The following is a 24648-nucleotide window of genomic DNA, read 5'->3' as shown; positions in this document are numbered from 1 at the left end:
CCCCGGCGGTGTCAGTCGAAACGCTCGGCACCGCCGTCGATTCCGCTGACGCTGGCCATCTGGTGGTCGATTCTTCGCTGCAGTTCCTCCAGCGACGTGGCGAGGACCCGGCTGTCAATGGAGCGCAGCGTTTCAAGAGATACCCCCGCGAGATCGACCAGGCTGGACTCGACGGCGGCCACAGACGGCTCCATGACGGCCAAACCCCTTCCCCCCGGCTGCATTTGTGGATGCGGGCTGCTCACATCCCCCTGATAATGGCCCGCCGTGCCGAGGATGAAACCCCGCACCCGTGGGGCGGCGCGATATCAGGTCAGCGGCTCTCACCGGCTCGACGGTGGCGCCGGGACAACTCCACCGCCTCTTCGTCCATGCGGGCCACCCCGGCGGAGTGGCCCTCCATCAACCGTATCGCTTCGAGGAGTTGGTCCAAGGTCCCCGGGTAGCGAAGGCAGGTCCGCAGGATGGCGAACACGTCCGGTCTCAGCGCCGGTGTCCTCGGACTCATGGCCGCGACGGCCGGGTTGATGCTGCCCAGGACCAGGGCCAGGGTGGTGCGGTCGCTCACCGTGGGCAGTGCCGTCAACGCGCCCACCAGGCCGTCGAGTTCGCGCAGCGGCAGGTCGTCGCGCAGATCGGCCAGGGTGACCGGGCCCGCCGCGGCGGGCCGTGCGGACGGGATGCGGGGCAGCTCGGGCGCCGACGCGGGCAGGCCGGCGCACTCGTGCAGCAGGGCCAGTTCGGACCTGGTCAACAGCTCGTACCAGCGGTCCACGCGGACGGCGGCGAGGCGGCCGAGACCGTCCGTGCGGTGGTGCGCGCTGACCAGGCCGACGATCGCGTCGTCGTGCCAGACCGCCGCGCCCGACATGCCCTCCCAGGGCGACCGGTCCGGCTCGGCGTCCGACTCGGGCGGGGTGACGGCGAGTTCGAGCGTGCCCTCGCGGCGGTTGGACAGTACCGAGGTCATGCCCGTCGCGTGACAGGAGTCGCGGTACTGGGACGCCGAGCCGTCGTCGAGCCGTCGCATCCGGTCCTCACGCAGCTTGAACCGGGGGAAGCCCATCGCGCTGCACGGCAGCACGAGGTCCGCGTCGGGCACGGCCCCGTACGAGGGGGGTTCGGTCGCGGCCGCGTGGACGCCGTGCGGCGCGGATCCGTCCAGTTCCAGGAGCGCCACGTCGGCCTGCTCCGAGGCCAGTACCACCCGGGCGGCCACGGTCCACTCGTCGGCGCGGTCGGCCTCGAACCGTACGTCGGTGGTTCCCGTTCTCGCGTCACGGACGACGTGCGCGGCGGTGAGCACCCACCAGGGACCCACCCGGTAGCCGGAACCGCGCCGTCCGGGGCCCCGCCCCGCGAGCGGTCGCACCATCACCTCCGCCACCCGGACCGGATCCAGTCCGCGGCGCGGATCCTGTGCCGCCACGGCTCAGCGCTCTCGTTCGGTCTCGTCCCCGCCCACCCACGGGGCCCGTCCGCCGCCGCTGTGGGTGCGCGGGTCGAGCGTCAGCTTCACCCGGTGCGTGACGCTGTCCGCCACCCGTCCGTCCGCGCCCGCCTCCACCACCCAGAAGCGGATCTTGCCGCCCGCCGTCGCCGACCGCTCCACGACCACGGCCGCCTCCAGCTCCACCGGACCCACCTCGAAGTACAGATCCTCCCCCTCCGCGGCCGTCCGGGCCGCGGTCAGTTCCCTGCGCAACTCCTCGATCAGTTCAGCGAGTTCAATCACACCCGGTCCCTACCCCCACCGCCCGTGCTCCCACCGCCCTTCCGTCACCCGATCCGGGCCGATTCCGCGCTGTGGCCCTGTGTGACGACGTTGATGCAATAGGGTCACCCAAGTAGCCTGAAATCCCTGGAAACGCCATATTCAGTGATATCTAAGGCATTGAACGCATCACCTCACTGTCACAGGGGCGCCGCCATGGAGAAGTCCGGAGTCGAGTCCGAGCTGATCGACCTCAGCGACGTTCCGCTGGACGCCTGGCCCCAGCTGGACCTGCCGCCCGCGCAGGGCTCCATGCGCCGACTGCTCAGCCGTATCGACGACCCCGCGAGCAGCCTCGGCGGCTACAACCCGCAGCGCGACGCGTAGCGGCGCGAGAGGTGCACCAGACGGCCCGGTCCCACGCCCTGCCCCACGTCCTGTCGCACGCCCTGCCCCACGTCCTGCCTCCGCAGTCGTTCGACGAACTGCTGTGCGGTGGGGGCGGCCCCGCGACGGTGGACCGTCTGCGGGTGAGCGAGCGGAGCTGGCGGCTGCTGGTCGTCCGGGCCCTGCTGGACTCGGCCGCGACGGCACCGGCAGGCCCCCTGTCCCCCTTGGCGGACGGCTGGAAGTTGCTGTCGCGCGCCTGGGCCGTGTCCAAGGAGGCGGTGGAAGACCTGCTGGCGTATCCGGCCGTGGGCGTGTGGGCGGCGCACACACTGCGCCGGCTGCGCGGGACGGCCCAGGACGACGCACCCCTCTGGGCGGACACCGGGTACCTCCACGCGATCGCCGCCGCCGCGGCCGTCCGCGTCGGCCTGGAGTTCCGTACCGACGTCCCGGTCCGCCACGGCTGGGTGGTCCTGCCCGCGCTCGGGGCGATGCGGGTGCCCGGCCGGGCGGACTGGGACGTGGCCGAGGTCAGCGCCTCGGCGGGATCCGTGCGGATCGCCGGGCGCCCACTCGGGGGGCCGGACTGGCACGCCCTGACCGAGCTGCGCGCCGACGGCTGCACCCTGCTCCTGGACGACACCGACCCCTACCGCGACCTGCGCGGACCGACCGGGGTGGAACCGATCGACTCCACCGCCGAGTGGCAGGACCTGTTCGGCCCCGCCTGGGACATCCTGCGGCGCACCGACACCGAGGTCGCCGAGGCCCTGGCCGGCGGGCTGGTGTCGGTGGTGCCCCGTCCGCGCGCCGAGAGGTTCAGGCCGCACAGCGCGTCCTCGGGCGACGCCTTCGGCACCGCCCTGGCCTCGGCCCCGGACGACGCCGAGCAGTTCGCCTCGACGCTGGTGCACGAGTTCCAGCACAACAAGCTCAGCGCGTTCATGCACCTGTTCACCCTGTACGACGACCAGGGCACCCGGCTCCACTACGCCCCCTGGCGCGACGACCCCCGTCCCCTGGGCGGGCTGCTCCAGGGCGTGTACGCCTTTTTCGGTGTCACCGCGTTCTGGCGGCGGCGCGGCCACGCCCTCGGACAGTTCGAGTTCGCGCTGTGGCGCAGCCAGACCGCGTACGCGCTGCGCGCCGTCGGTTCGGCGGACGGGCTCAACGATCTGGGGCGGCGGCTGGTGGCCGAGCTGACGCGGCGCATCGAGCCCTGGCTCGACGAACCGGTCGACGCCCGGTTCCGGGCCGCGGCGGCCCTGGCGGTCGCCGACCACCGTGCCACCTGGCGCGCCTGCCATCTGCGGCCCGCGCCGGGGACCCTCCGCGCCCACGCGGCAGCCTGGGCCGACGGAAGCCGGCTGCCCAAGGCGACGGACGAGCCCGAGCCCGAGCCCGAGCCCGTGCCCGTGCCCGTGCCGGGCAGTCCGGCGCGGGGCATCGACACCCGGGCGGTGCTGCTGCGATGGCTGCTGGCGGACCCCGCGGGCTTCGCGGCGCTGCGGGACGACCCCGGCGCGGTGGTCGCCGGCGCGCGCCTCGAGGACATCGCCCTGGTGGAAGGCCGCACCGCCGAGGCCCTGAGCGCGTTCCGTGCGCGCATCGGCCGCGGCGAGGGCGACCCCGAGACCTGGGCCGGGCTCGGCCTCGCCGCGCGGGCCGCCGGAGACCCGGCGGGAGACGGTCTGCTGGCCCGTCCGGAACTGGCGATGGCCCTGTACGGCGAACTGAACGGGCAGGCCGATCCGCTGGCACTGGGGCGCGCCCTGGCGTACGGAGCCTGAGCCGGGGAGGACCTAGGCTCCGCGCGGGGCGTCCCGCAGCCGACGCGCGATCTCCAGCTGGACCGCCTCCAGCGGGCGGCCGTCCTCGATGTCCCACAGAGTGTTCTGTAGGACACGACCGAGGGTCCAGGCACGGGCCCGCTCGCGATCCAGGCCCATGACGTCGGTCATCGCGTCGAAGCGCCAGCGGATCTCGGCGGGCTCGAAGCGGTTGCCGAGCGCCGGGCAGAGGTCGAAGCCGGGATCGCCCGCGAGCGGCTTGGGGTCAATGGCGACCCAGGGCCCGTGGCCGACGGAGCGGGCGTCCCCGTCCTGGAGACCGTCGGGGCCGCGGAGGTCGTGGAGGTCGCGGAGGTCCTGGAGGTCCTGGAGGACGTTGTCGTAATGGAGGTCCCAGTGGAGGAGACGGTCACCCGGCTCGGTCGCCACCTCGCGCACCGCCGCCGCGCAGTCCTCGACGAGACGACGCTCGGCCGGGTCCGCGATCAGTTTCAGGGCCCCCGGCACCCGCTCCAGCATGGCCTCCGCGATGTCACCGAGCCGCCGCATCCCCTCCGGCGCCGGCACGGCCGTCAACCGGGCCAGCAGCCGCGCGACGACCAGCGCGGCCTCGCGTGTGTCGGGGAGGTGCGTCAACATGCGGGTCTGGTCGAGCCGTTCGAGCAGCAGGGTGCAGGTGGCCTCGTCGTGGGCGAGGAGGCGTACGGCCGCGCCACCGTCCCAGACACGCAGGGCGGCCGGCTCACCCGCGCTCTCCTCGTCCAGGAGCTGGAGCTTGAGCACGGCCGGGGTGCCGTCGGCCCGCAGCACCGGCAGGATCAGCGCCGTGACACCGTGCATGGAGGGGCCGTCGAGGCGCAGCTCCCAGCGCTCCAGGAAGTGCGCGGCCCGCTCGGGCAGCCCGGCGACGAAGGCGCGCCCCGCCGCTCCGTTGTACTTGTCCTGCGAGGCGGCCAGACCCACCGGAACGTCGATCACAGAGCCGAGCCTATGTGCGGCGGTGAGGCGGCTCATGCGCATTGACGGGGCCCTGCACCGCGTCGGGAGCTACATACGCAGTGCCCCCGGCACCTACGTGTGGCTGGCGATCCTCTTCGTCACCACAGTGGCTCTGCACCACATGTCTCCGGATTTCGAAGAGGACTTCCTGCGCCAGCGGTCCACGAACATTCACGAGCTGTCGGACAGCCCCGTACGGGTGCTGATCACCAGTGCGATGTGGATCGACGGCGGTCTCTGGCTGCCGTACGCCGTCCTGTTCACCGCCTTCCACGCCCAGGCGGAGCGCTGGCTGGGCACGCTGCGCTGGCTGGCGGTCGCGGTGGCCGCGCACGTCCTGGCGACGCTGATCAGCGAGGGAGCGCTGCTGGGCGCGATCAAGCGCGGGGCGGCGCCGCACTCGGCGGTCGACACCCTGGACATCGGGGTGAGCTACGCGCTGGCCGGCGTCATAGGGGTCCTCACCTACCGCGTCACGGTGCCGTGGCGGTACCTCTGTCTGGCGGTCGTCCTCGCGGTCTACGGCCTGCCGCTGGTCACCGGCCGCACCTTCACCGATTTCGGGCATTTCATATCGATCCTGATCGGCCTCTGCTGCTATCCGCTGGTCAGAGGCCGCGGAAAAGCATGGAATCCGAAGGAGACACTGGCCACCCTCAGGGGTTAACGTCCCGCCCATGAGCAGCAGCACGGGAAGCGGCACGGCCAACGGCGGCATCTCCTTCTGGTACGCGGACGACGGTCTGCCCGAGCCCCGCGAGCCCCTGTCGGGCGACGCGACCGCCGATGTCGTGATCGTCGGCGGCGGCTACACGGGCCTGTGGACCGCGTACTACCTCAAGAAGGCGGCCCCCTTCCTGCGCGTCACCGTCCTGGAGCAGAAGTTCTGCGGCTACGGCGCCTCCGGGCGCAACGGCGGCTGGCTCTACAACGGCATCGCGGGCCGCGACCGGTACGCCAAGCTGCACGGCCACGAGGCGGCGGTCCGTCTCCAGAAGGCGATGAACGAGACGGTCGACGAGGTCGTCCGGGTCACCGCCGAAGAGGGCATCGAGGCGGACGTCCACCAGGGCGGCGTCCTCGAAGTGGCCTACACGCCCGCCCAGCTGGCCCGCCTGAAGGCCTTCCACGCGCACGAACTCTCCTACGGCGAGAAGGACCGCGAGCTCTACGGCGCCCGGGAGACCGTCGAGCGCGTCCGGGTCGCGGACGCGGTCGGCTCGACCTGGACCCCGCACGGGGCGCGTCTGCACCCGGTGAAGCTCATCAAGGGGCTTGCGGCGGCCGCCGAGGCACTCGGCGTCACGATCCACGAGAAGACGCCGGTCACGGAGATCCGCCCGAAGCACGCGGTCACGCCGTACGGCACGGTGCGCGCCCCCTACGTCCTGCGCTGCACGGAGGGCTTCACGGCCTCCCTGAAGGGCCAGAAGCGCACCTGGCTGCCCATGAACTCCTCCATGATCGCGACCGAGCGGCTGACCCCGGAGCAGTGGGCGACGATCGGCTGGGAGGGGCGCGAGACGCTCGGCGACATGGCGCACGCCTACATGTACGCCCAGCGCACCGCCGACGACCGCATCGCGCTCGGCGGCCGGGGTGTCCCCTACCGCTTCGGCTCGCGCACCGACAACGACGGCCGCACCCAGCAGGCGACCATCGACGCCCTCCACGAGATCCTGGTCCGCTTCTTCCCCTCCCTGGCCGGCGTACGGGTGGCGCACGCCTGGTCGGGCGTCCTGGGCGTCCCCCGTGACTGGTGCGCCACCGTCACCCTGGACCGCTCCACCGGCCTCGGCTGGGCGGGCGGCTACGTCGGATCCGGCGTCGCGACGACGAATCTCGCCGCGCGCACCCTGCGGGACCTGATCCAGCAGGACTCGGGCCAGGCGGGCCCGACCGACCTGACCGCCCTCCCGTGGGTCGACCACAAGGTCCGCAAGTGGGAGCCGGAGCCGTTTCGCTGGCTGGGCGTGCAGGGCATGTACGCCACCTACCGCACGGCCGACCGCCGCGAACTCACCACACACAGTGCGCAGTCGTCGCGGCTCGCACGGGTGGCGGACCGCGTCGCGGGCCGGCACTGACCACCCCTGCGGGAGCTGGGGAAGCCGGTTCAGGGGACCGACTCGGGCACGGGGGCCGGTGCGGTCGCGTGTCTGGGGGTCCTCGCGGTGACCATGAGGCCCGCGACCAGACCGGCCAGGAGCATGATTCCGGCGGCCCACCAGATGGCGACCGTGTAGCCGTGCACGATGCCCTCGCGGACGATCAGGGCCTTCCGGGCGGGGTTGGCGAGGTGCGCGGCGATGTACACCGCGCCGCTGGTGGTGGCGATCGTGTTCAGCAGGGCCGTACCGATCGAACCGCCCACCTGCTGTGAGGTGTTGACGGTCGCGGAGGTCACGCCGGAGTCCTGTGGGGCGACCCCGGCGGTGGCGGTGGCGAAGACCGGCATGAAGATCAGGCCCATGCCGAGGCCCATCAGGATCAGACCGGGCAGCAGTCGGCCCGCGTAGTCGGCGTCGACCGTGAGGTGGGTGAAGAACAGCATCCCGGAAGCCGCGAGGAGCGCTCCGGGGACCATCAGTACGCGCGGTGCCACGCGGCGCAGCAGTCGCGCCGAGATCTGCGTCGTACAGATGACGATCGCGGCGGTCATGGGCAGGAAGGCCAGGCCCGCCCACACGGGCGAGTATCCGAGGACGACCTGCAGGTAGTAGGTCATGAACAGGAAAATGCCGAACATGCCGATGACGGCGAGGGCCATCGTCAGGAAGCAGCCCGCGCGCGTGCGGTCCTTGATGATGTGCAGCGGGAGCAGCGGGCTCGGGGCCCTCGTCTGCCAGTACACGAACGCGGTCAGCAGCACGATTCCGCCCGCGAGGAGGGCAAGGACCAGCGGGTCCGTCCAGCCGCGCGGCTCCGCCTCGCTGACTCCGTAGACGATCGTGACCAGTCCGCCGCAGCCGAGCAGCACACCGGGGATGTCGAGCCGGGCGCGGGCGTTGCCCGGGGGGTCGGGCAGCAGCGCGAACGCGCCGAAGACCCCGACGACGGCTATGGGGATGTTGACGTACAGGCACCAGCGCCAGTTCAGGTACTCGGTCAGCAGCCCGCCCATGATGAGTCCGATCGCCGAGCCGCTGCCCGCGAGGGCGCTGTAGACGCCGAAGGCCTTTCCGCGCTCCTTCGGCTGGGTGAAGGTGGTGGTCAGCAGGCTGAGCGCGGAGGGGGCCAGGACGGCGGCGAAGGCGCCTTGGAGAGCGCGGGCGCCGTAGAGCATGGCGGAGTTGGCCGCCGCGCCGCCGATCGCGGAGGCGGCCGCGAAGCCGATGAGGCCGAAGACGAAGGTGCGTCTGCGGCCGACGAGGTCCGCGATCCGGCCGCCGAGCAGCAGAAGACCGCCGAAGGCCAGTGTGTACGCGGTGATGACCCACTGCCGGTTGCCGTCGGACATGCCCAGAGCGCGCTGTGCGGAGGGAAGCGCGATGTTCACTATGGTCGCGTCGAGGACGACCATCAGCTGCGCGAGGGCGATGACCACCAGGCCCCACCAGCGGCGGGAGTCGGCGCCTTGGGAGGTACCAGGGGCGCCGCGTTCACCTGATCGGGTGCGGCTCACTTGCCCAGAAGACCATGAATTGGTATGTATCGCATCTTTCCGGATCGTGATCCCGATTCATGGCTCCAGAACCACCTTTCCGAGGGTGGCGCGGGTCTCCAGGGCCCGGTGGGCCTCGGCCGCCGCGGCCAACGGGAAACGGGTCACGGCCGGGGTGAGGCGGCCCGCGGCGGCTTCGGCGAGAGCCCTCAGCTCCAGCGTGCGGACGGGGTCGGGACCGCCCGCCGCGCGCAGCATCACGGGGCCGAGGACCTGCTCGGACACCCCCTCCACGAGCAGTGGCCCGCCGCTCTGGATGCCCTCGCCGGACCAGCCGAAGACGAGGTGCTTCCCGCCGGGGCCGAGGAGGTCGACGGCGGCGCGGGCGACGTCACCGCCGACGCCGTCGAAGACGACGGTGACCGGCTTCCCGCCCAGATGGGCGCGGACCCGGTCCGGCCAGCCGCCGTCCTTGTAGTCGACGGCCAGGTCGGCGCCGTTCTCGTGGACGCGGGCCACCTTCTCCGGGCCGCCGGCGAGACCGATCACGGTGGCACCCGTGTGCCGGGCGTACTGCACGAGCAGGGTGCCGATACCGCCCGCGGCGGCGGGGATCAGGGCCACGGAGCCGGGGCCCAGCTCGGCGAACTGGAGGATCCCCATCGTCGTACGGCCCGTGCCGATCATGGCGACGGCCTGGGCGAAGTCCAGGTTCTCCGGGATCTCGTGCAGGCGGTCGACGTCGGTGACGGCCAGTTCGGCGTAGCCCCCGGGGGTGAACCCGAGGTGGGCGACGACGCGCCTGCCGAGCCAGTGGCCCTCGACGCCCGCACCGAGGGACTCGACGGTGCCGGCGACCTCACGGCCGGGGATCGTGGGCAGCGGGGTGGGGGCGGGCGCAGGGCCCCGGGCGCCCGCGCGCAGGGCGGCGTCCAGGAGGTGGACACCGGCCGCGGCCACGGCGATACGGACCTGCCCCGGGCCCGGCTCGGGATCCTCGGTCTTCTCGTAGGTGAGGTTCTCGGCCGGGCCGAAGGTGTGCAGGCGGATGGCGTGCATGACGGTCTCCCTCGCTGACGTCCTGAGGCGTGCTTGATCGCTCGGTTGGTGCTTGATCGCCCGGTGGTGGTGCGGCTCAGCGTTCAGCCTCAAGCGCGCTTGAGGTCAAGGCGCGGGTGAGGGGTGTGCGTGGTCGGAGGCGCGGGTCGGGGGCGTTGTCAGTGGCGGAGTGCAGGATGGGGGCATGGTGCGAAAAGCGGCGGGCGGGGCGAGCGGGCGGGGCCAGGGGGCGCGGCGGCCGGAGGTGCGGCTGCCGCCGCTGGAACCCCATGACGGCTCCGAGCTGGAGCCGGACGGGGACTATGACGGGCTGGAGTTCCGGGAGGCGGACTTCGTCGGGCAGGACGGCGGAGGAGCGACCTTCATGGACTGCGCCCTGACGGGGTGCGCGCTGGACGAGACGCGACTGCACCACGCGCGCCTGCTGGACTCGGTCCTGACGGGCATACGGGGTGTGGGCACCGATCTCGCCGAGTCGACCTGGCGCGACGTCGAGTTGGTGGACGCCCGCCTGGGCGGGGTGCAGTTGCACGGGGCGGTGCTGGAGCGGGTCCTGATCCGCGGCGGCAAGATCGACTATCTGAACCTGCGCAAGGCCCGGCTCAAGGACGTCGTCTTCGAGGGATGCGTGCTGGTCGAGCCGGATTTCGGGGCCGCCCGGCTGGAGCGCGTGGAGTTCGTGGACTGCGTCCTGAAGGGGGCGGACCTCACCGCGGCCACCCTGACGGACGTGGACCTGCGCCACGCGGCGGAGCTGGACATCGCGCGGGGCGTGGACCGGCTGGCGGGGGCGGTGATCAGTCCGAGCCAGTTGCTCGACCTGGCGCCCGTGTTCGCCGCGGCGCTGGGGGTGCGGGTGGACGGGGGGCCGGGACCGGGAGCGTCCTGAGCCGGGGGCGAGTGGGGGGTACGGGGGTCTCAGCCCACTCGGGGGAAGCGGGCCTGGAGGGTCCAGATCGCCGGGTTCTCGGCGAGGTCGTCGTGCAGGTCCGTGAGGTCGGCGATCAGGTCGTGCAGGAAGTCGCGGGCCTCGCGGCGCAGTGCGGAGTGGGAGAAGGTCAGCGGCTTCTCGTCGCCCGGCATCCAGTCGGCCTCGATGTCCACCCAGCCGAAGCGCCGCTCGAAGAGCATGCGGTCCGTCGACTCGGTGAAGTCGAGCTCCGCGTGCTGGGGGCGCGAGGCCCGGCTGCCGCGCGGGTCCCGGTCGAGTTGCTCCACGATGTCGCACAGGGCCCACGCGAAGTCGAGCACCGGCACCCATCCCCAGGCCGTGGACAGCTCCCGGTCCGCCTTGGTGTCGGCGAGATAGACGTCACCGCAGAACAGGTCGTGCCGCAGCGCGTGGACGTCCGCGCGGCGGTAGTCGGTCTGCGGGGGGTCGGGGAAGCGGTTGGAGAGGGCGTAGCCGATGTCGAGCACGTAGGTGATGGTGTCATGGGCCTGGGGGAGCGGACACGGTTCCGCGGCGCGCGCGTGACCGGCCCCCACCGGTCGGCGGCCGGGCCCTCGGCCGGGGCGCGCGGCCTGGAGTGGGGTTGTCGGGGCCTCGTAGGATCGCTGGTGTGCCCCGATCTTCCGTCACCGTCCGCTCTGCTCCGGCCCCGGCCTTCGCCCTCGCTCTCGCGCTCACCCTCACCGCGTGCGGCGGCGGTGGTGGTGGTGTGTACGGCAAGCCCGGTGCCACCGGGGTCCGGGATCCGTACTTCCCGAAGATGGGCAACGGAGGCTACGACGTCACGCACTACGCCCTGACCCTCTCCTACGACCCCAAGGCGCACCATCTCGACGGCACCGCCGAGATCACCGCCCGGGCCACCCAGAACCTCAGCGCCCTCAACCTGGACCTGAAGGGCCTGGACGTCACCGCCGTCACCGTCGAGGGCAAGGAGGCCCGCTGGAACCGGGCGGGCCAGGAGCTGACCGTGCGCCCGCACACCGACCTCGACAAGGGCGAGACGTTCCGCGCGACGGTGCGCTACTCGGGCACCCCCGAGACACTCACCGACCGGGACGGCTCGCAGGAGGGCTGGCTGCCCACCGCCGACGGCGCCCTCGCCCTCGGTGAACCCACCGGCTCGATGGCCTGGTTCCCCGGCAACCACCACCCCTCCGACAAGGCGACGTACGACATCGCCGTCACCGTCCCGAAGGACCTGCGGGTGGTCTCCAACGGCGAGTTGACGAGCGAGACGACGGCGGCCGACGGCCGCAGGACCTTCACCTGGCACACGGCCGAACCGATGGCGAGCTATGTCGCCACGGTCGCGATCGGCCGGTACGTCATCACGCGCTCGACGACGAAGAACGGCCTGCCCGTGTACGTGGCGGTGGACCCGACGCAGACCGCGGCCGCGAAGAAGGTGCTGTCCGAGATCCCCGAGATCATGGACTGGGAGGCGTACAACTTCGGCCCGTACCCCTTCCCCTCGACGGGCGCGATCGTGGACCGCCGCGACGACGCGGGCTACGCCCTGGAGACCCAGACCCGCCCCGTCTTCCCCGGCGCCCCGGACACCGGCACCCTCGTCCACGAACTGGCCCACCAGTGGTACGGCGACTCCGTCACGCCCAAGTCCTGGCAGGACATGTGGCTCAACGAGGGCTTCGCCACGTACGCGGAGTGGCTGTACCAGGAGGACCACGACGGCGAGAGCGCCGACGAGATCTTCAACTCCCTCTACCGGGGCGACTACTACGACACCCCCGAGAAGAACAAGGCGGTCTGGGCCTTCCCGCCCGCCAAGCCCTCCAGCGCGGCCCACATCTCCGACCCGCCCGTCTACGAGCGTGGCGCGATGGTCCTGCACAAGATCCGCCGGACCGTCGGCGACGACACGTTCTACGACATCATCCAGGGCTGGGCCGCCACCCACCGCCACGCCAACGTGTCCACGGCCGACTTCACGGCCTACGTCGAGAAGAAGGCCCCGGACACGGACTTCAGCGGCATCTGGAAGGACTGGCTGTACGGAGAGGGCAAGCCGTCCCGGGCGTGACTCAGGTCCTCCCGTCCAGCGCTTTGCGCAGTACCGCGCAGGGGCGGCCCAGTCGGCGGTCCTCGCGGTGATCGATGGTCTCGTAGCCGAGGGCGGTCCAGAAGGCGAGGCCCCCGGGGGTTGAACCTGTTGCCGCTCGGCTGAGTTTGAGTGCGTGTTAATGAGTATGAACGAGCGTCGGCGGTCGGGCCGTGGGAGAACGGGAGTTCTTTCGTCGAATGCGTGACTGTTTCGTGTGGTGCTCGTTGGGTGGGGTGACGGGGTTTCGGCTGGGCAGGGGGTGAACAGGTGGGGCGGGTGCGGGAGATGGCGGCGTCGTTCGTGGTGCCCGGTCCTGCGGGGGTCGCGGTCCGGGACCGGCTCAAGGGTTTGACCGTCGGTGATGAGGAGGTGCTGCGTGCGGTGAGCGAGCACCTGGGGCGTCTGGCCTCGAAGGATCTCCAGACCCGGTGCGCGGACGCTGTGGACCATGACGGCGACCGGTGGGCGGCGCGCAAGCGGGCGCTGACCCGCCATTCCTCCTCGCGCTGGGCGGGCAGCCTCACCAAGCACACGCATGACCAGTGGGCGTTGTCGCGTCGCTGTCAGCTCGCGCACATCCAGGGCCTCGAGGCCGGTATCCGTATGTTGCGGCACCGGTTGTCGCTGCCGGTCGGCGAGCGCGGCTCGAAGCGTGGGCCGGGCGGTTACCGTTCTCGGCGGGAGTGGCATGCGAAGTCCCGCCGCCTGGCCTGTCTCGAAGCCCGCCTGGAGGCGGCCCGCGCAGACTGGAAAGCCGGCCGGGTACGGGTGGTACGGGGCGGGAAACGACTCCTTGACGCCCGCCACCACCTTGCCGAGGCGCAGCTCACCGAGTGGGAGTGGCGGCAGCGGTGGGAGGCCGAACGCTGGTTCCTCGCCGCGGACGGCGAGAGCGGAAAGCGGTACGGCAACGAGACTATCCGTGTCACCCCCGACGGTGTGGTCAGCATCAAACTCCCCACCCCGCTGGCCCACCTGGCCAACGCCCCGCGCGGCCGGTACATCCTGGCTGCCCCCGTACGCTTCCGGCACCGGGGCGAGGAATGGGCCGACCGCATCACCGCCGACCGGGCTGTGGCCTACCGCATCCACCTGGACGTCACCCCCGGACGCTGGTACCTCACCGCCTCCTGGCAGCGCCCGGTCGTGCAGACCATCCCGTTCGAGGCGGCCCGCGCACGTGGCATGGTCGGCGTCGACACCAACGCCGACCACTTCGCCGCCTACCAGCTGGACCGGCACGGCAACCCGGTCGGCCACCCGCACCGCTTCCACTTCGACCTGTCGGGCACCGCCGAGCACCGGGACGCGCAGCTGCGGCACGCCGTCACCCGGCTGCTGCACTGGGCCAAGCGGGTCGGTGTGAGCGCGATCGGTATCGAAGACCTGGATTTCACAGCCGAGAAGACCCGCGAGAAACACGGCCGCAGGAAGCAGTTCCGCAGGCTGATCTCCGGGATGCCGACCGGCAGACTCAAGGCCCGCCTCGTCTCCATGGCCGCCGAACAGGACCTGGCCATCGTGGCCGTCGACCCGGCCTACACTTCCCGGTGGGGCGCCCAGCACTGGCAGAAACCCCTTACTAGCAGCAAGCGGAAGACCACCCGCCATGACGCAGCCGCGGTGGCGATCGGAAGGCGCGCCCAGGGACATCCGATCCGGCGACGGACGGCACCGCCCCGCACTCACCAGAGCGATGAGTGCGGGCATCGGACCGTCCAGGCTCGACCGGAGGTCTCTGGGCGTGAGGGAACCCGCCCCCGCATTCCAGGACCGCGGACACGATCCGTCGGCGCCGGATGCGGAGCGAACGCGGGAGACCAGAACGCCCAACACCGTTCGGGGCGTTCGGCTGAGCATGGGTTCTGGCAACAGGACTCATTCCCGCTCAGTCTTTAGAAACGGTTGTTGTCGAGGACGGCGAGTTGTGCGGCGTCTCGGCTCGTGGGGCCCCTTCTGCTGCTCCCTCGCGTCCACGATCAGTAGCCCGATCCACGGGTCCGGATCGGTCGGGTCGGGATGGCGGGTGGGCGTGATCGCGACTCCGACGAGCCGCCCCGCACTCCGCGCGAGTAGCACCTCCACCCCTGGATGCGCCGACCCCCGCCGCGTCCTACTCCGGCTGAATGTCGTGGGCGTCGCGGGAATCCCCACTCAGGCAGAAGAACTCATGGTGGAAGGCGTAGAGGGAGGTGAGTTCGGTGAGGAGGGCGACGGGGATGGGGTGGTCGGGCGCGAGGGCTTCGAGAATCACGCGGGCAGGCTAGTCACTGTTCCCCGCAGGGGATGCTCAGGTCTCGACGGAGGTGGTCGGGGGCCCTGGAACGCGAGGAGCCCCTGGCCCGGTGTCCCGGGCCAGGGGCTCCTTCAACCGCCTCGTACGGATCAGACGTTGACGCCGAAGTCCTGGGCGATGCCCACGAGGCCCGAGGCGTAGCCCTGGCCGACCGCGCGGAACTTCCACTCCGCGCCGTTGCGGTAGAGCTCGCCGAAGACCATGGCGGTCTCGGTGGCGGCGTCTTCAGACAGGTCGTAGCGGGCGATCTCGGTGCCGCCGGCCTGGTTGATGATGCGGATGTAGGCGTTGCGGACCTGGCCGAAGTTCTGCGAGCGGGTCTCCGCGTCGTAGATGGAGACCGGGAAGACGATCTTGTCGATGTCGGCGGGGAGGCCCGCCAGGTTGACGTTGATCGCCTCGTCGTCGCCCGCGCCCTCGCCCGTGCGGTTGTCGCCGGTGTGGACGATGGTCTGGTCCGGGGTCTGCTTGTTGTTGAAGAAGATGAAGTGGGCGTCCGAGTAGACCTTGCCCTGGGTGTTGACCGCGATGGCGGAGGCGTCGAGGTCGAAGTCGGTGCCCGTGGTGGAGCGGACGTCCCAGCCGAGGCCCACGGTGACGGCGGTCAGGCCCGGAGCCTCCTTGGTGAGCGAGACGTTGCCACCCTTGGACAGGCTTACAGCCATTGTTGGGAGTCCCTTCCCTCGTTGCGTACGTGCACAGTGCTCGTACGTTTGGGCTTCGTACGGGCACGAAGCTACAGCTACACCTAAGAACGCCGAGAGGGGTGTCGAAGGTTCCTGCCCTCTTTACTTTCTTTACCCTCTTGGCGGACACCTGACGGCGAAAACGGGGTGACGTGGACCGGACATCCACGCGACCATGGACCCATGCCTGGTCCTTACGTCATCCGCGGCTCCGTCTCCCTCCCCGAGGCCGAGCTCCTGTGGCGTTTCTCCCGCTCCAGCGGGCCCGGCGGACAGCACGTCAACACGAGTGACTCGCAGGTCGAGCTGAGGTTCGACCTCGCGAAGACCGAGGCGCTGCCCCCGGTCTGGAAGGAGCGCGCCCTCGCCAAGCTCGCCGGGCGGCTCGTCGACGGCGTCATCGGCGTCCGCGCGTCCGAGCACCGGTCGCAGTGGCGCAACCGGGAGACCGCGGCCGTACGGCTGGCCTCCCTGCTCGCCGAGGCCACCGCCCCACCGCCCAAGCCCCGCCGGGCCACCCGCATCCCCCGGGGGATCAACGAGCGGCGGCTGCGCGAGAAGAAACAGCGCTCCGACACCAAGCGGGGCCGCTCCGGACGCGACTGGGGTTAGGGGCACCCGAGGCACCCGCGTGTCTTCCGTGGGTGTGTCTTCCGCGGGCGTGTCGGCCACTGCGTGGGTATGAGGTGACAGGCCTTTGTGCCGAGTTGTCGCTAATCTCATGGAATGGACGGATACGAGGACAGGGCGCACCTGGAGTGGTGGGCCAATCGATCGACCTGCCTGGCGCGGATCCCCGTCCGGTTGCGGCAGGCCGCCGTGCCCGACGCCCGTGCGTGGGACGCCGTCGTCTCCGCGCCGCTGGACAGCGGCGCGCGTGAGGACATGCAGTTCCTGATCGAGGCCAGTCCGTACTTCACCCTCCGCTTCGCGGACGATTCCGTGAACGAGGTCGAAGTGGAGCGCTCCGGGGACGGCAGCCGACTGCGACTGAGCGCCGTCCCGGAGACGTGACGTCACATCAGGGGGTCGCGGTCCGTCAATGCCATGACGGGCAAGTCCGTGCCGGACCGCGGCGGCGACCAGGAGATGTGACGTATGAGCGACAGCGAATTTCCCGGAGAGAACGGGAATGACGACAAGAATGCGAAGAACGCGAACGCGAAGAAGGCCGAGAACGCGAAGGACGGCGCGCACGCGAACGAATTTCTCGCCGCGCGATTCGAATCCCACCGCGGTCACCTCCGCGCCGTCGCCTATCGCATGCTCGGCTCCCTCTCGGAGGCCGACGACGCCGTCCAAGAGGCCTGGCTCAAGCTCAGCCGCGTCGACGCCGACCGGGTCGACAACCTCGGCGGCTGGCTGACGACCGTCGTCGGCCGGGTCTGTCTCGACATGCTGCGCTCCCGCCGAAGCCGCGGTGAGGAGCCGCTCGGCCCCCTGGCGGAGGGGCCCGGTGTCCGGATGCCGGAGCCGGTGCTCAGCCCCGTCTCGGGCATCGACCCCGAACAGGAGGCGCTGCTCGCCGACTCGGTGGGCCTCGCCCTGTTGGTCGTACTGGAGACGCTGACGCCCGCCGAACGTCTCGCCTTCGTGCTGCACGACCTGTTCGCGGTGCCCTTCGAGGAGATCGCGCCCCTCGTGGGCCGTACGTCGGCGGCGTCCCGTCAGCTCGCCAGCCGGGCCCGGCGCAGGGTCCAGGGCGGGGCACCCGTGCCCGATCCCGACCTGGGGCGGCAGCGGGCGGTCGTGGACGCGTTCCTCGCGGCGGCGCGGGAGGGCGACTTCGACGCGCTCGTCGCCGTGCTCGCCCCGGACGTGGTGGCCCGGAGCGAGGGCGGGGTGACGGCCGGTGCGATCGCCGTGGCCTCGGGGGCGAGCGGGTACGCGCACCTGGCCCGGATCGCGCGGCCCGCGCTCGTCAACGGCGCCGCGGGTGTGGTCGTGGTCGTGGAGGGACGCCCCGTCGGTGTCCTCGCCTTCACGGTCGTGCACGGCAGGATCGCCGTCATCGACATCCTCAACGACCCGGAGCGGCTGGCCGGGCTGGACGTCACGGTCCTCGACCGGTAGCCCCCGGCCCTCGAAGAACTCGAAGAAAGGGCGTCAGCCCAACTGCCGGTAGCGCCCCTTGAAGTACAGCAGCGGTCCGCCGTCCCCGCTCGGTACCGACGCGGCCAGCACCCGCCCGATGACGAGGGTGTGGTCACCGGCGGCGACCCGCTGCTCGGTGCGGCACTCCAGGGTCGTCAGGGCGCCGCCGACCAGGAGTGCCCCGGACGCCTCGCCGCGGACGTACGGGATGTCCTCGAAGAGCAGACGGTCGCTGATGCGGCCCTTCATGGCGAAGCGGCCCGCGATGTGGCGCTGGCTCTCGGAGAGCACGGAGACGGCCCACAGGGGCTGTTCGTCGAGCAGGTCGTCCATGCGGGAGCCCTCACGCAGGCTGACCATGACGAGTGGCGGGTCCAGCGAGACGGACAGGAAGGCCGTCGCCGTCATGCCGACGTCCTCGCCGCCGGGGCCTTCCGGGTCCAGCGCGGGCTCATGTGCGGTCACCAGGACCACACCCGCGGCCAGCCGGGACATGGCGGCACGGAACTCGTCGTTGCTCACCCCCTCAGCATGCACGGAAGGGGTGAGTGGAGCGGCAGAGGGAGTGTTCAGCACGCCGAAACGCTAGTCTCCGACCCCGGGGAGCCACATCGGGCCTCGGTCCGAGTCGGGTCCTAAGTCTGGTCCTAAGTCTGGTCCTGAGCCGGGCCCTAGGTCTCGGGACGGACACAACTGCTCACAGTGTCTACACAGCGTCCAAATAAGCGTTCAGTAAACACACGGGGGAAATGCAGAAACCCCACTCAATTGCTCACCTTCCGCTGTGACTTGAGTCACAGGAGCCATATTTTGTTGACCCTGTGTACCGAGTGAGCAGCGCGCTGTGATTCAGTGGCGTGGAAGCTATGCACGAAGCTACCAAGTAGTACGCGAGAGAACCGTAAGAGAACCAGGTACGCCGAAGACAACCCTGGAGTTGCTGCGAGGTCTCGAGGGGAGGGCGAATGGAGACCGAGTCGGAGCCCTACGTCCGTCTTGCGACCCTGCGGCAGCTCCATCAGGTGATGGCGGACATGAACACCGCGCGGAGCCTGGCGGACACGCTGCAGACCGTCGCCGACGGCGTGGTCACGGGCCTCGGCTACGAGCTGGCGTGTGTCAATCTCGTACGCCCCGACGGCGACCTCGTGGTCGCCGCGCTCGCCGGCAACTCCGCCGCCGAGGCGCTGATCACCGGCCGGGTCGGCTCCCGCGAGTCCTGGGACCGCCGGCTGAACATGGGCGAGGCCTGGGGCGATCTGCGCTTCATTCCGCACACCGAGGGCTGGGTCCTCGACGACGACGACGTACCGCAGTGGTACACCGACGGGCCCGCGCCGCGCTTCGAGGACGAGTGGCACCCCTCCGACCGCCTCTTCGCCCCCATGTACACCCCGGGAATCTCCGGGGGCAGCACCGGTGAGCTGATCGGCGTCCTGTCCGTGGACCGGCCGCGCAACGGGCGGCGTCCCGGCGCGTGGGGACGCGAGGCGCTTCAGATGTACGCCTTCCAGGCCGCCATCGCCATTAGCAACGCGCGTCTACGAGCCAATATGCAGCGCGCCCTGGTCCGGCTCGAGCGGGAGCAGCAGGCACTGCGCGCCAGCGAGGAGAGCTTCCGGCAGGCCTTCGAGTACGCCCCCTCCGGCATGGCCATCGCCGAGATGGGCGGCGACCAGCACGGCCGCATCCTGCGCACCAACGACGCCCTGTGCCGCCTCCTGGGCCGGCCCGCCTCCGCGATGCGCCGCTACTCCTTCTCCGACCTCGTGCACCCCGAGGACATCGGCACCCTGCTCCGGACGTCCGCCGAGGGCGGGCGCGCCGAGCTCAGACTCGGCCGCCGCGACGGCACCTACGTCTGGGTCTCGCTGCGCAACTCCGTGGTCGCGGACGCCGCCGACGGCCCCCGCTTCCTGCTCACGCACGTCGAGGACATAGAGGAACGCAAGCGCCGCGAACTCCAGCTCGCCCACCGCGCCTCGCACGACTCGCTCACCGGCCTGCCGAACTCGGCCGAGCTGCGCTCCCGCCTCGGCTCCCGCCTCTGCCGGCGCCCCGGGGCCCTTCAACCGGGCACGGTCGAGTCGCTGGACGCGGCGTACGGGCACGGCCCGTTCGCGGACCAGGCGGCCGAGCACAACTCCTTCGACAACCACCTCGGCGGCGGCGCGGGCGCCGCGGGCACCGGGAGCGGGCACGGGTTCGACCTCGGGCCGGGCTTCGACGCGTACGACGCCTTCGACCACCATGTGCACACCATCGCGCCCGAGGGTGAGACGGACGACGGCACCAAGGGGCTCGCGGTGCTCTTCTGCGACCTCGACGGCTTCAAGTCGATCAACGACCGCTTCGGGCACAACGCGGGCGACGCGGTGCTCATCGAGGTCGCCCGACGCCTGACCAACGGTGTCCGGGACGGCGACACGGTGGCCAGGCTCGGCGGTGACGAGTTCGTGGTGCTCGCCGACGGGCTCGGCCGGGCGGACGCGGCTGACCTCGCCGTACGGCTGCGGAACGCGATCATCCCGCCGATCCGTGTGGACGGCCGGGCCGTCCGGGTGGGCGCCAGCTTCGGCATCGGGTGGGCACACTGTGGCATGACGGCGGACGAGGTCTTGAAATCCGCTGACGAACGGATGTATGTCGAGAAACGGTCTCGTCCCAAACAGCATCGGCGTGCCGGATAAGTCACAGGTCAGTGGGTTGATGCGGTGAAGCCCACCCGTTTGGTCCCCTGGGAGCGGGTAGGCTCGCTATTCATCCATGTACCGCATCTGAACCGCACTTGTTGAGGAGACCAAGGGATGACGCCCGGCAACAACGGCGCGAGCACGCCCGAGGACGACGACCCGTTCGGCTATCTGTACGCCGACGGTCAGGCCAACGGCGCCACTCCGCCCAGCGGAGGCGGCGGCTACGGCTACCCCGGCTCGGTCAACCGGGTGCGGGCGGTCGGCGAACGCCAGTACGGACAGCAGCAGCCCGGTTACGGCCAGCAGGCTCCGACCGCGCAGTACGGCCAGCAGGCCGCCCCGACGGCACCGTACGGCCAGGTGCCGCAGCAGGGTGCCTACGGGCAGCCGAACGCGCACTACGCGGCGCCCGAGACGGTCCCCGGCGGGGCTCCGACCGGTCGGCAGTCGTCGGGAGGCGGCGGCCGCGGCCGTGGACCGAACACCAAGGGCCTGCTGATCGGCGCCATCGCCGTGGTCGCCGCCGTCGTCATCGGTATCGGCGTCGCCATGATGAACGGCGACTCGAACGACGACAGCAAGGACACGGCGGGCGGCGACTCGACGCCCTCGGCCTCCGAGAACGCCTCCCCGAGCGCGTCGGCCTCGCAGCCGGCGTCCGCCGGTGAGCTCCCGAAGATCGACGCGAAGGCCCTGAACCTGGGGACGGGTGTCACGACCGCGTCGGACGTGGCGGGCGCCAAGTCCGACGGCGGCACATACGTGACGGGCCTCAACAACGCCGGAGCCGCGGTCACCTGGACCGTCAACGGCATCCCCGACGACGGTACCTACACCCTCTTCGCCCGCTACAGCGCGGCCGGTGCCGACGGTTCGATGACGCTCACCGTCAACGGCAAGGTGTTCGGCTCCAAGCTGGGCATGAAGAACTACGCGCACGCGGCCGACGGTGACTTCGCGAAGGGCTGGACGAAGACCTACTCGTGGCCCACCCTCACCAAGGGCACCAACACGATCACCATCTCCTGCGGGGACGGCGACAGCTGCAACGTCCTCCTCGACCAGCTGTCGCTGAAGCAGGGCCAGGTCACGAAGTAGCGGGGCGTTCCGGGCGGCGGCTGTCAGGCTGCCGTGGCGTCCGCCGTGACCGTGATCTGGTCGAGCAGGGTGTCGTACGCCTGGCGGTCGAACTCGCCCGCCACGGGGGCCAGTACGGTCGCCGTGGCGAGGGCGACGGCCCGGGCCAGGCGGTCGGGCCATGGCAGGTGCTCCACCAGTCCCGACAGCAGGCCCGCGACCGCCGAGTCACCCGCGCCGGTCGGATTGCCGTGGACGCGGCGCGGTGGGGTGGCGCGCCAGAGGCCGTCCGGGGTGTGGGCGAGCAGGCCCTGGGCGCCCAGTGAGGCCACGACGGCGTGCGCGCCGCGCCTGCGGGCGTCCCGGGTCGCCTGCAACGGCTCGTGGGAGCCGGTGAGTTCGGCCAGCTCGTCGGCGTTCGGCTTGACGATGTCAGGACGGGCGGCGATGCCCCGGCGCAGGGGTTCGCCGCTGGTGTCCAGGAGGACGGGGACGGCCGCCGCACGGGCCGTGCGGATCAGCCCCGCGTACGCGCCCACCGGCACCCCCGGTGGCAGGCTGCCGCACAGGGCCACCGCCGAGGCGGAGCGCAGCAGCACCTCGTACGCCTCCTGGAAGGCCGCCCATTCGGCGGAGGTGATCTGCGGGCCGGGCTCGTTGAGTTGAGTCGTGTCACCCGTCGTCGTGTCGACCACGGCTATGGTGCGGCGGGTCGAGCCCGCGACAGGGATCAGCGCGTCCAGCACCCCGGGGGTGTCCGCGAGTTGGTCCCGCAGGGCGCGGCCCGTCACGCCGCCCGCGAAGCCCGTGACCGTCACCTCGTGGCCGAGGGCGGCGAGCACCCGGGCCACGTTCAGGCCCTTGCCGCCGGGGCGTTCGGTCACCTCGGTCACCCGGTGCGCGGTGTGCGGGCGCAGGGACCGTACGCGATAGGTGATGTCGAGAGCGGTGTTCGGTGTGACCGTGAGGATCACCTGGACCGACCTCCCCCGATGAATGCGCTGGCCGACAGTTTCGAGTCCCGGAGAATCCGGAGGCTCGATCATGCCAAAGACAACGGCGGTCGGCCCAGTCCCGGGACGACCGCCGTACGTCACATCGCGTTCCAACCGAAGGGCGAATCAGCCCAGTTGTGGGTCAACCACCCATTCGCCCCGGCGCATCACGCCCTTGAGGGCGAACTCCGCGTCCAGGACCACCAGGTCGGCGTCCTTGCCCGGTTCCAGTGAGCCCACCCTGTCGTACAGGCCGAGCAGGCGGGCCGGGTTGGCGGACAGGGCCGCGACGATGTCCTCGACCGGCAGCCGGTCGACGGTCACCGCCCGCTGGAAGGCGCGGTCGAGGGTGAGCGTGGAGCCCGCGATCGAGCCGCCCTCCACCAGCCGGGCGACCCCCTCGCTGACCTCGACCTCCAGCGGGCCGAGCCGATAGCGGCCGTCGCCGAAGCCCGCCGCGTCCATGGCGTCGGTGATGAACGCCACCCGGTCCGCGCCCGCGTGATGGAACGCCAGCTGGAGCGCGGCGGGGTGGAGGTGGGTGCCGTCGTTGATCAGCTCGACGGTGATCCGCTCGTCCTCGAGGAGGGCGGCGATCGGGCCGGGCGTGCGGTGTCCGAGCGCGGGCATGGCGTTGAACAGGTGCGTGGCGACGGTCGCGCCCGCGTCGATGGCCTCCACCGTCTGCTCGTACGTCGCGTCCGTGTGCCCGATCGCCGCGATCACCCCGTGCTCGGCCAGCAGGCGTACGGAGTCGATGCCGCCCGGCAGTTCGGTGGCGAGGGTGACCATGCTGGCCCGGCCGCGCGCCGCGTCGACCAGCTTGCGGACCTCGGCCGGGTCCGGGTCGCGCAGCAGTTCCTCGGAGTGCGCGCCCTTGCGGCACGGCGAGATGAAGGGGCCCTCGAAGTGGATGCCCGCGATGTCGCCCTGCTCGGCCAGCTCGGAGAGCAGCCCGGCGCGCTGGGCGAGGCCGTCCATGTCGCCGGTCACGGTCGAGGCGACGAGGGTGGTGGTGCCGTGCAGCCGGTGGGTGTGGACGCCCTGGAGGACCTCCTCGACGGTCCCGGAGGTGAAGGAGGCACCGCCGCCGCCGTGGTTGTGGAGGTCCACGAAGCCGGGGACGAGCCAGTGGCCCGACAGGTCCAGTGTCCGCGCCGACGAGGGCGCGCTGCCGGCGATGCGTGTGCCGTCGACGATCACACGACCGTCGTCGACGACTCCGGTGGGCAGTACCACCCTGGCACCGGCGAGAACCGTTCTAGGGGCCATCAGGTGGTTACCTCCGAAGTCGGTCGGGAAGTGGTCGGCTGATTCAGCAGGTCCCAGGCCAGCAGGCCCGCGCCCAGGCAGCCGGCGGTGTCCCCGAGGGCCGCGGGGACGAGGGACGGCAGTTTCTGGAAGGTGACGCGCCGCTCGACGGCGGCCCGTAGCGGTGTGAACAAGGTTTCCCCGGCCTCGGCGAGACCGCCACCGATGATCAGCGTGCGTGGATCCAGCAGGGTGAGCGCGGTGACGAGCCCGTCGGCGAGCGCGTCGATGGCGTCCTGCCAGACCTCCCGCGCCCGCGCGTCCCCGGACTCGACGGCCTTCGCGCAGTCGGCGGCGTCGGCCGCCGGGTCCCCGCAGGCCTTCGACCAGGCCTGGCTGACGGCGGCGGCGGACGCGTACCGCTCCAGACAGCCGTGCTGTCCGCACGGACACGGGGTCCCGCCGGGGCGTACGACGACATGGCCGATCTCGCCCGCGAAACCGTGCGCGCCCGCCTCGACACCGCCGTCGATGCCGATCGCGCCCGCGATGCCGGTGCCCAGGGGGACGAACAGGAAACGGTCGGCCCCCTGCCCCGCGCCGATCCGGCCCTCCGCGAGCCCGCCGGTGCGCACGTCGTGTCCGAGCGCCACCGGCACCCCGCCCAGCCGGTCGCCGAGCAGCCGGCGCATCGGGACGTCGCGCCAGCCCAGGTTGGCCGAGTACACCGCCACGCCCCGGTCGGCGTCGACGATGCCGGGGACGGCGACTCCGGCGGCCGCCGCGGCCTCGCCGAGGTGGTGCTCGCCGTACGCGCGCAGCTCGGCCGCGAAGTCGAGGATCGCGTCGACCACGGCGTCCGGACCGCGCTCGCGGCCGGTGGCGCGGCGGGCCTGGTGGAGGAGCTCGCCCTCCGACCCGACCAGGGCGGCCTTCATCCCGGTGCCGCCCACATCGAGGGCGATGACATGTCTCACGGG

25 protein-coding genes are annotated in these 24648 nt (G+C 71.4%); 12 read left to right on the top strand and 13 right to left on the bottom strand.

The features are described 5' to 3' along the window. Nucleotides 1–11: 11 nt before the first annotated feature. From ACZ7M3_RS28615 to ACZ7M3_RS28605, 3 genes are all read right to left on the bottom strand, one after another. Nucleotides 12–182: a hypothetical protein gene (locus ACZ7M3_RS28615; protein WP_177324000.1), complete on the bottom strand. Its 171-nt coding sequence runs from the start codon at nucleotides 180–182 to the stop codon at nucleotides 12–14. A gap of 131 nt (nucleotides 183–313) precedes the next feature. Next, on the bottom strand, nucleotides 314–1429 hold the full coding sequence (locus ACZ7M3_RS28610; protein WP_472066758.1) for an effector-associated domain 2-containing protein: 1116 nt from the start codon (nucleotides 1427–1429) through the stop codon (nucleotides 314–316). 3 nt (nucleotides 1430–1432) lie between these two features. Continuing rightward, nucleotides 1433–1735 (bottom strand): trypco2 family protein, encoded by a 303-nt coding sequence (locus tag ACZ7M3_RS28605; RefSeq protein ID WP_355308734.1) that lies wholly within the window; start codon nucleotides 1733–1735, stop codon nucleotides 1433–1435. Nucleotides 1736–1930: 195 nt separating this feature from the next. Between ACZ7M3_RS28605 and ACZ7M3_RS28600 the strand changes: the two genes are divergently transcribed. Beyond that, the gene (locus ACZ7M3_RS28600; protein ID WP_159064382.1) at nucleotides 1931–2101 is read left to right on the top strand and encodes a hypothetical protein; all 171 of its coding nucleotides are present in this window, start codon (nucleotides 1931–1933) and stop codon (nucleotides 2099–2101) included. An 11-nt stretch (nucleotides 2102–2112) separates the two neighbouring features. Next, entirely contained in the window at nucleotides 2113–3894 is a 1782-nt protein-coding gene (locus ACZ7M3_RS28595) for an HEXXH motif domain-containing protein (RefSeq protein WP_472066756.1), read from the top strand. Nucleotides 3895–3906: 12 nt separating this feature from the next. On the opposite strand, the gene ACZ7M3_RS28590 is transcribed toward ACZ7M3_RS28595, so the two are convergent. After that, nucleotides 3907–4908 carry an aminoglycoside phosphotransferase family protein gene (locus tag ACZ7M3_RS28590; RefSeq protein WP_472066754.1) on the bottom strand — a complete coding sequence of 334 codons (1002 nt, stop codon included), beginning with the start codon at nucleotides 4906–4908 and terminating at the stop codon, nucleotides 3907–3909. On the opposite strand from ACZ7M3_RS28590, the gene ACZ7M3_RS28585 reads away from it, so the two are divergent. Together ACZ7M3_RS28585 and ACZ7M3_RS28580 are read left to right on the top strand one after the other, a co-directional pair. Next, nucleotides 4907–5560: a rhomboid-like protein gene (locus ACZ7M3_RS28585; RefSeq protein ID WP_355308737.1), complete on the top strand. Its 654-nt coding sequence runs from the start codon at nucleotides 4907–4909 to the stop codon at nucleotides 5558–5560. The genes ACZ7M3_RS28590 and ACZ7M3_RS28585 overlap by 2 nt on opposite strands. A 10-nt stretch (nucleotides 5561–5570) precedes the next feature. Beyond that, nucleotides 5571–6980 carry an NAD(P)/FAD-dependent oxidoreductase gene (locus tag ACZ7M3_RS28580; protein WP_472066752.1) on the top strand — a complete coding sequence of 470 codons (1410 nt, stop codon included), beginning with the start codon at nucleotides 5571–5573 and terminating at the stop codon, nucleotides 6978–6980. Nucleotides 6981–7009: 29 nt separating this feature from the next. Here ACZ7M3_RS28580 and ACZ7M3_RS28575 read toward each other — a convergent pair whose 3' ends face one another. Both ACZ7M3_RS28575 and ACZ7M3_RS28570 read right to left on the bottom strand, forming a co-directional pair. Then, nucleotides 7010–8518 (bottom strand): MFS transporter, encoded by a 1509-nt coding sequence (locus tag ACZ7M3_RS28575; RefSeq protein ID WP_472066750.1) that lies wholly within the window; start codon nucleotides 8516–8518, stop codon nucleotides 7010–7012. Between the two features lie 57 nt (nucleotides 8519–8575). After that, nucleotides 8576–9556 carry a zinc-binding dehydrogenase gene (locus ACZ7M3_RS28570; RefSeq protein WP_472066748.1) on the bottom strand — a complete coding sequence of 327 codons (981 nt, stop codon included), beginning with the start codon at nucleotides 9554–9556 and terminating at the stop codon, nucleotides 8576–8578. Nucleotides 9557–9740: 184 nt separating this feature from the next. On the opposite strand from ACZ7M3_RS28570, the gene ACZ7M3_RS28565 reads away from it, so the two are divergent. After that, nucleotides 9741–10445, top strand: a complete 705-nt coding sequence (locus ACZ7M3_RS28565) for a pentapeptide repeat-containing protein (RefSeq protein ID WP_355308740.1) — start codon at nucleotides 9741–9743, stop codon at nucleotides 10443–10445. A 29-nt stretch (nucleotides 10446–10474) separates the two neighbouring features. Here the strand turns inward: ACZ7M3_RS28565 and ACZ7M3_RS28560 are convergent, their stop codons facing one another. After that, nucleotides 10475–10975 carry a hypothetical protein gene (locus tag ACZ7M3_RS28560; protein WP_099925574.1) on the bottom strand — a complete coding sequence of 167 codons (501 nt, stop codon included), beginning with the start codon at nucleotides 10973–10975 and terminating at the stop codon, nucleotides 10475–10477. Between the two features lie 143 nt (nucleotides 10976–11118). On the opposite strand from ACZ7M3_RS28560, the gene ACZ7M3_RS28555 reads away from it, so the two are divergent. Next, nucleotides 11119–12552, top strand: a complete 1434-nt coding sequence (locus ACZ7M3_RS28555; RefSeq protein WP_472066746.1) for a M1 family metallopeptidase — start codon at nucleotides 11119–11121, stop codon at nucleotides 12550–12552. Nucleotides 12553–12858: 306 nt separating this feature from the next. Then, a complete protein-coding gene (locus ACZ7M3_RS28550; protein WP_472066919.1) occupies nucleotides 12859–14472 on the top strand; it encodes an IS200/IS605 family accessory protein TnpB-related protein in 1614 nt (537 codons plus the stop codon). A 214-nt stretch (nucleotides 14473–14686) separates the two neighbouring features. Here the strand turns inward: ACZ7M3_RS28550 and ACZ7M3_RS28545 are convergent, their stop codons facing one another. Together ACZ7M3_RS28545 and ACZ7M3_RS28540 are read right to left on the bottom strand one after the other, a co-directional pair. Further along, nucleotides 14687–14827 carry a hypothetical protein gene (locus tag ACZ7M3_RS28545; RefSeq protein WP_472066744.1) on the bottom strand — a complete coding sequence of 47 codons (141 nt, stop codon included), beginning with the start codon at nucleotides 14825–14827 and terminating at the stop codon, nucleotides 14687–14689. Nucleotides 14828–14958: 131 nt separating this feature from the next. Further along, nucleotides 14959–15534: a TerD family protein gene (locus ACZ7M3_RS28540; RefSeq protein ID WP_099942075.1), complete on the bottom strand. Its 576-nt coding sequence runs from the start codon at nucleotides 15532–15534 to the stop codon at nucleotides 14959–14961. Between the two features lie 204 nt (nucleotides 15535–15738). Here ACZ7M3_RS28540 and arfB point away from each other — a divergent pair, with 204 nt between their 5' ends. The 3 genes from arfB (at nucleotide 15739) to ACZ7M3_RS28525 (ending at nucleotide 17628) form a co-directional block, all read left to right on the top strand. Continuing rightward, nucleotides 15739–16167, top strand: a complete 429-nt coding sequence (gene arfB / locus ACZ7M3_RS28535) for an alternative ribosome rescue aminoacyl-tRNA hydrolase ArfB (RefSeq protein ID WP_054235131.1) — start codon at nucleotides 15739–15741, stop codon at nucleotides 16165–16167. Nucleotides 16168–16281: 114 nt separating this feature from the next. Beyond that, the gene (locus tag ACZ7M3_RS28530) at nucleotides 16282–16569 is read left to right on the top strand and encodes a hypothetical protein (protein WP_067371743.1); all 288 of its coding nucleotides are present in this window, start codon (nucleotides 16282–16284) and stop codon (nucleotides 16567–16569) included. Nucleotides 16570–16653: 84 nt separating this feature from the next. Further along, nucleotides 16654–17628 carry a sigma-70 family RNA polymerase sigma factor gene (locus ACZ7M3_RS28525; protein WP_472066741.1) on the top strand — a complete coding sequence of 325 codons (975 nt, stop codon included), beginning with the start codon at nucleotides 16654–16656 and terminating at the stop codon, nucleotides 17626–17628. Between the two features lie 33 nt (nucleotides 17629–17661). On the opposite strand, the gene ACZ7M3_RS28520 is transcribed toward ACZ7M3_RS28525, so the two are convergent. Continuing rightward, entirely contained in the window at nucleotides 17662–18171 is a 510-nt protein-coding gene (locus ACZ7M3_RS28520) for a flavin reductase family protein (protein WP_472066739.1), read from the bottom strand. A 443-nt stretch (nucleotides 18172–18614) separates the two neighbouring features. Here ACZ7M3_RS28520 and cdgB point away from each other — a divergent pair, with 443 nt between their 5' ends. After that, nucleotides 18615–20339, top strand: coding sequence for a diguanylate cyclase CdgB (gene cdgB, locus ACZ7M3_RS28515; protein ID WP_472066737.1), 1725 nt, complete (start codon nucleotides 18615–18617; stop codon nucleotides 20337–20339). A 117-nt stretch (nucleotides 20340–20456) separates the two neighbouring features. Beyond that, the gene (locus ACZ7M3_RS28510; protein WP_472066735.1) at nucleotides 20457–21443 is read left to right on the top strand and encodes a carbohydrate-binding protein; all 987 of its coding nucleotides are present in this window, start codon (nucleotides 20457–20459) and stop codon (nucleotides 21441–21443) included. Between the two features lie 23 nt (nucleotides 21444–21466). Here ACZ7M3_RS28510 and ACZ7M3_RS28505 read toward each other — a convergent pair whose 3' ends face one another. The 3 genes from ACZ7M3_RS28505 to ACZ7M3_RS28495 all read right to left on the bottom strand — a co-directional run bounded on the left by ACZ7M3_RS28505 (nucleotide 21467) and on the right by ACZ7M3_RS28495 (nucleotide 24645). After that, nucleotides 21467–22396, bottom strand: coding sequence for a 1-phosphofructokinase family hexose kinase (locus ACZ7M3_RS28505; protein ID WP_472066733.1), 930 nt, complete (start codon nucleotides 22394–22396; stop codon nucleotides 21467–21469). Nucleotides 22397–22543: 147 nt separating this feature from the next. Then, a complete protein-coding gene (nagA, locus tag ACZ7M3_RS28500; RefSeq protein ID WP_472066731.1) occupies nucleotides 22544–23689 on the bottom strand; it encodes an N-acetylglucosamine-6-phosphate deacetylase in 1146 nt (381 codons plus the stop codon). After that, on the bottom strand, nucleotides 23689–24645 hold the full coding sequence (locus ACZ7M3_RS28495) for an ROK family protein (RefSeq protein WP_472066729.1): 957 nt from the start codon (nucleotides 24643–24645) through the stop codon (nucleotides 23689–23691). Before ACZ7M3_RS28495 ends, nagA begins: the two co-directional genes overlap by 1 nt. Between the last annotated feature and the right edge of the window lie 3 nt (nucleotides 24646–24648).

This window comes from Streptomyces sp. NPDC111656 (assembly GCF_055656965.1).
This window is presented reverse-complemented; position numbering and strand designations above follow the sequence as displayed.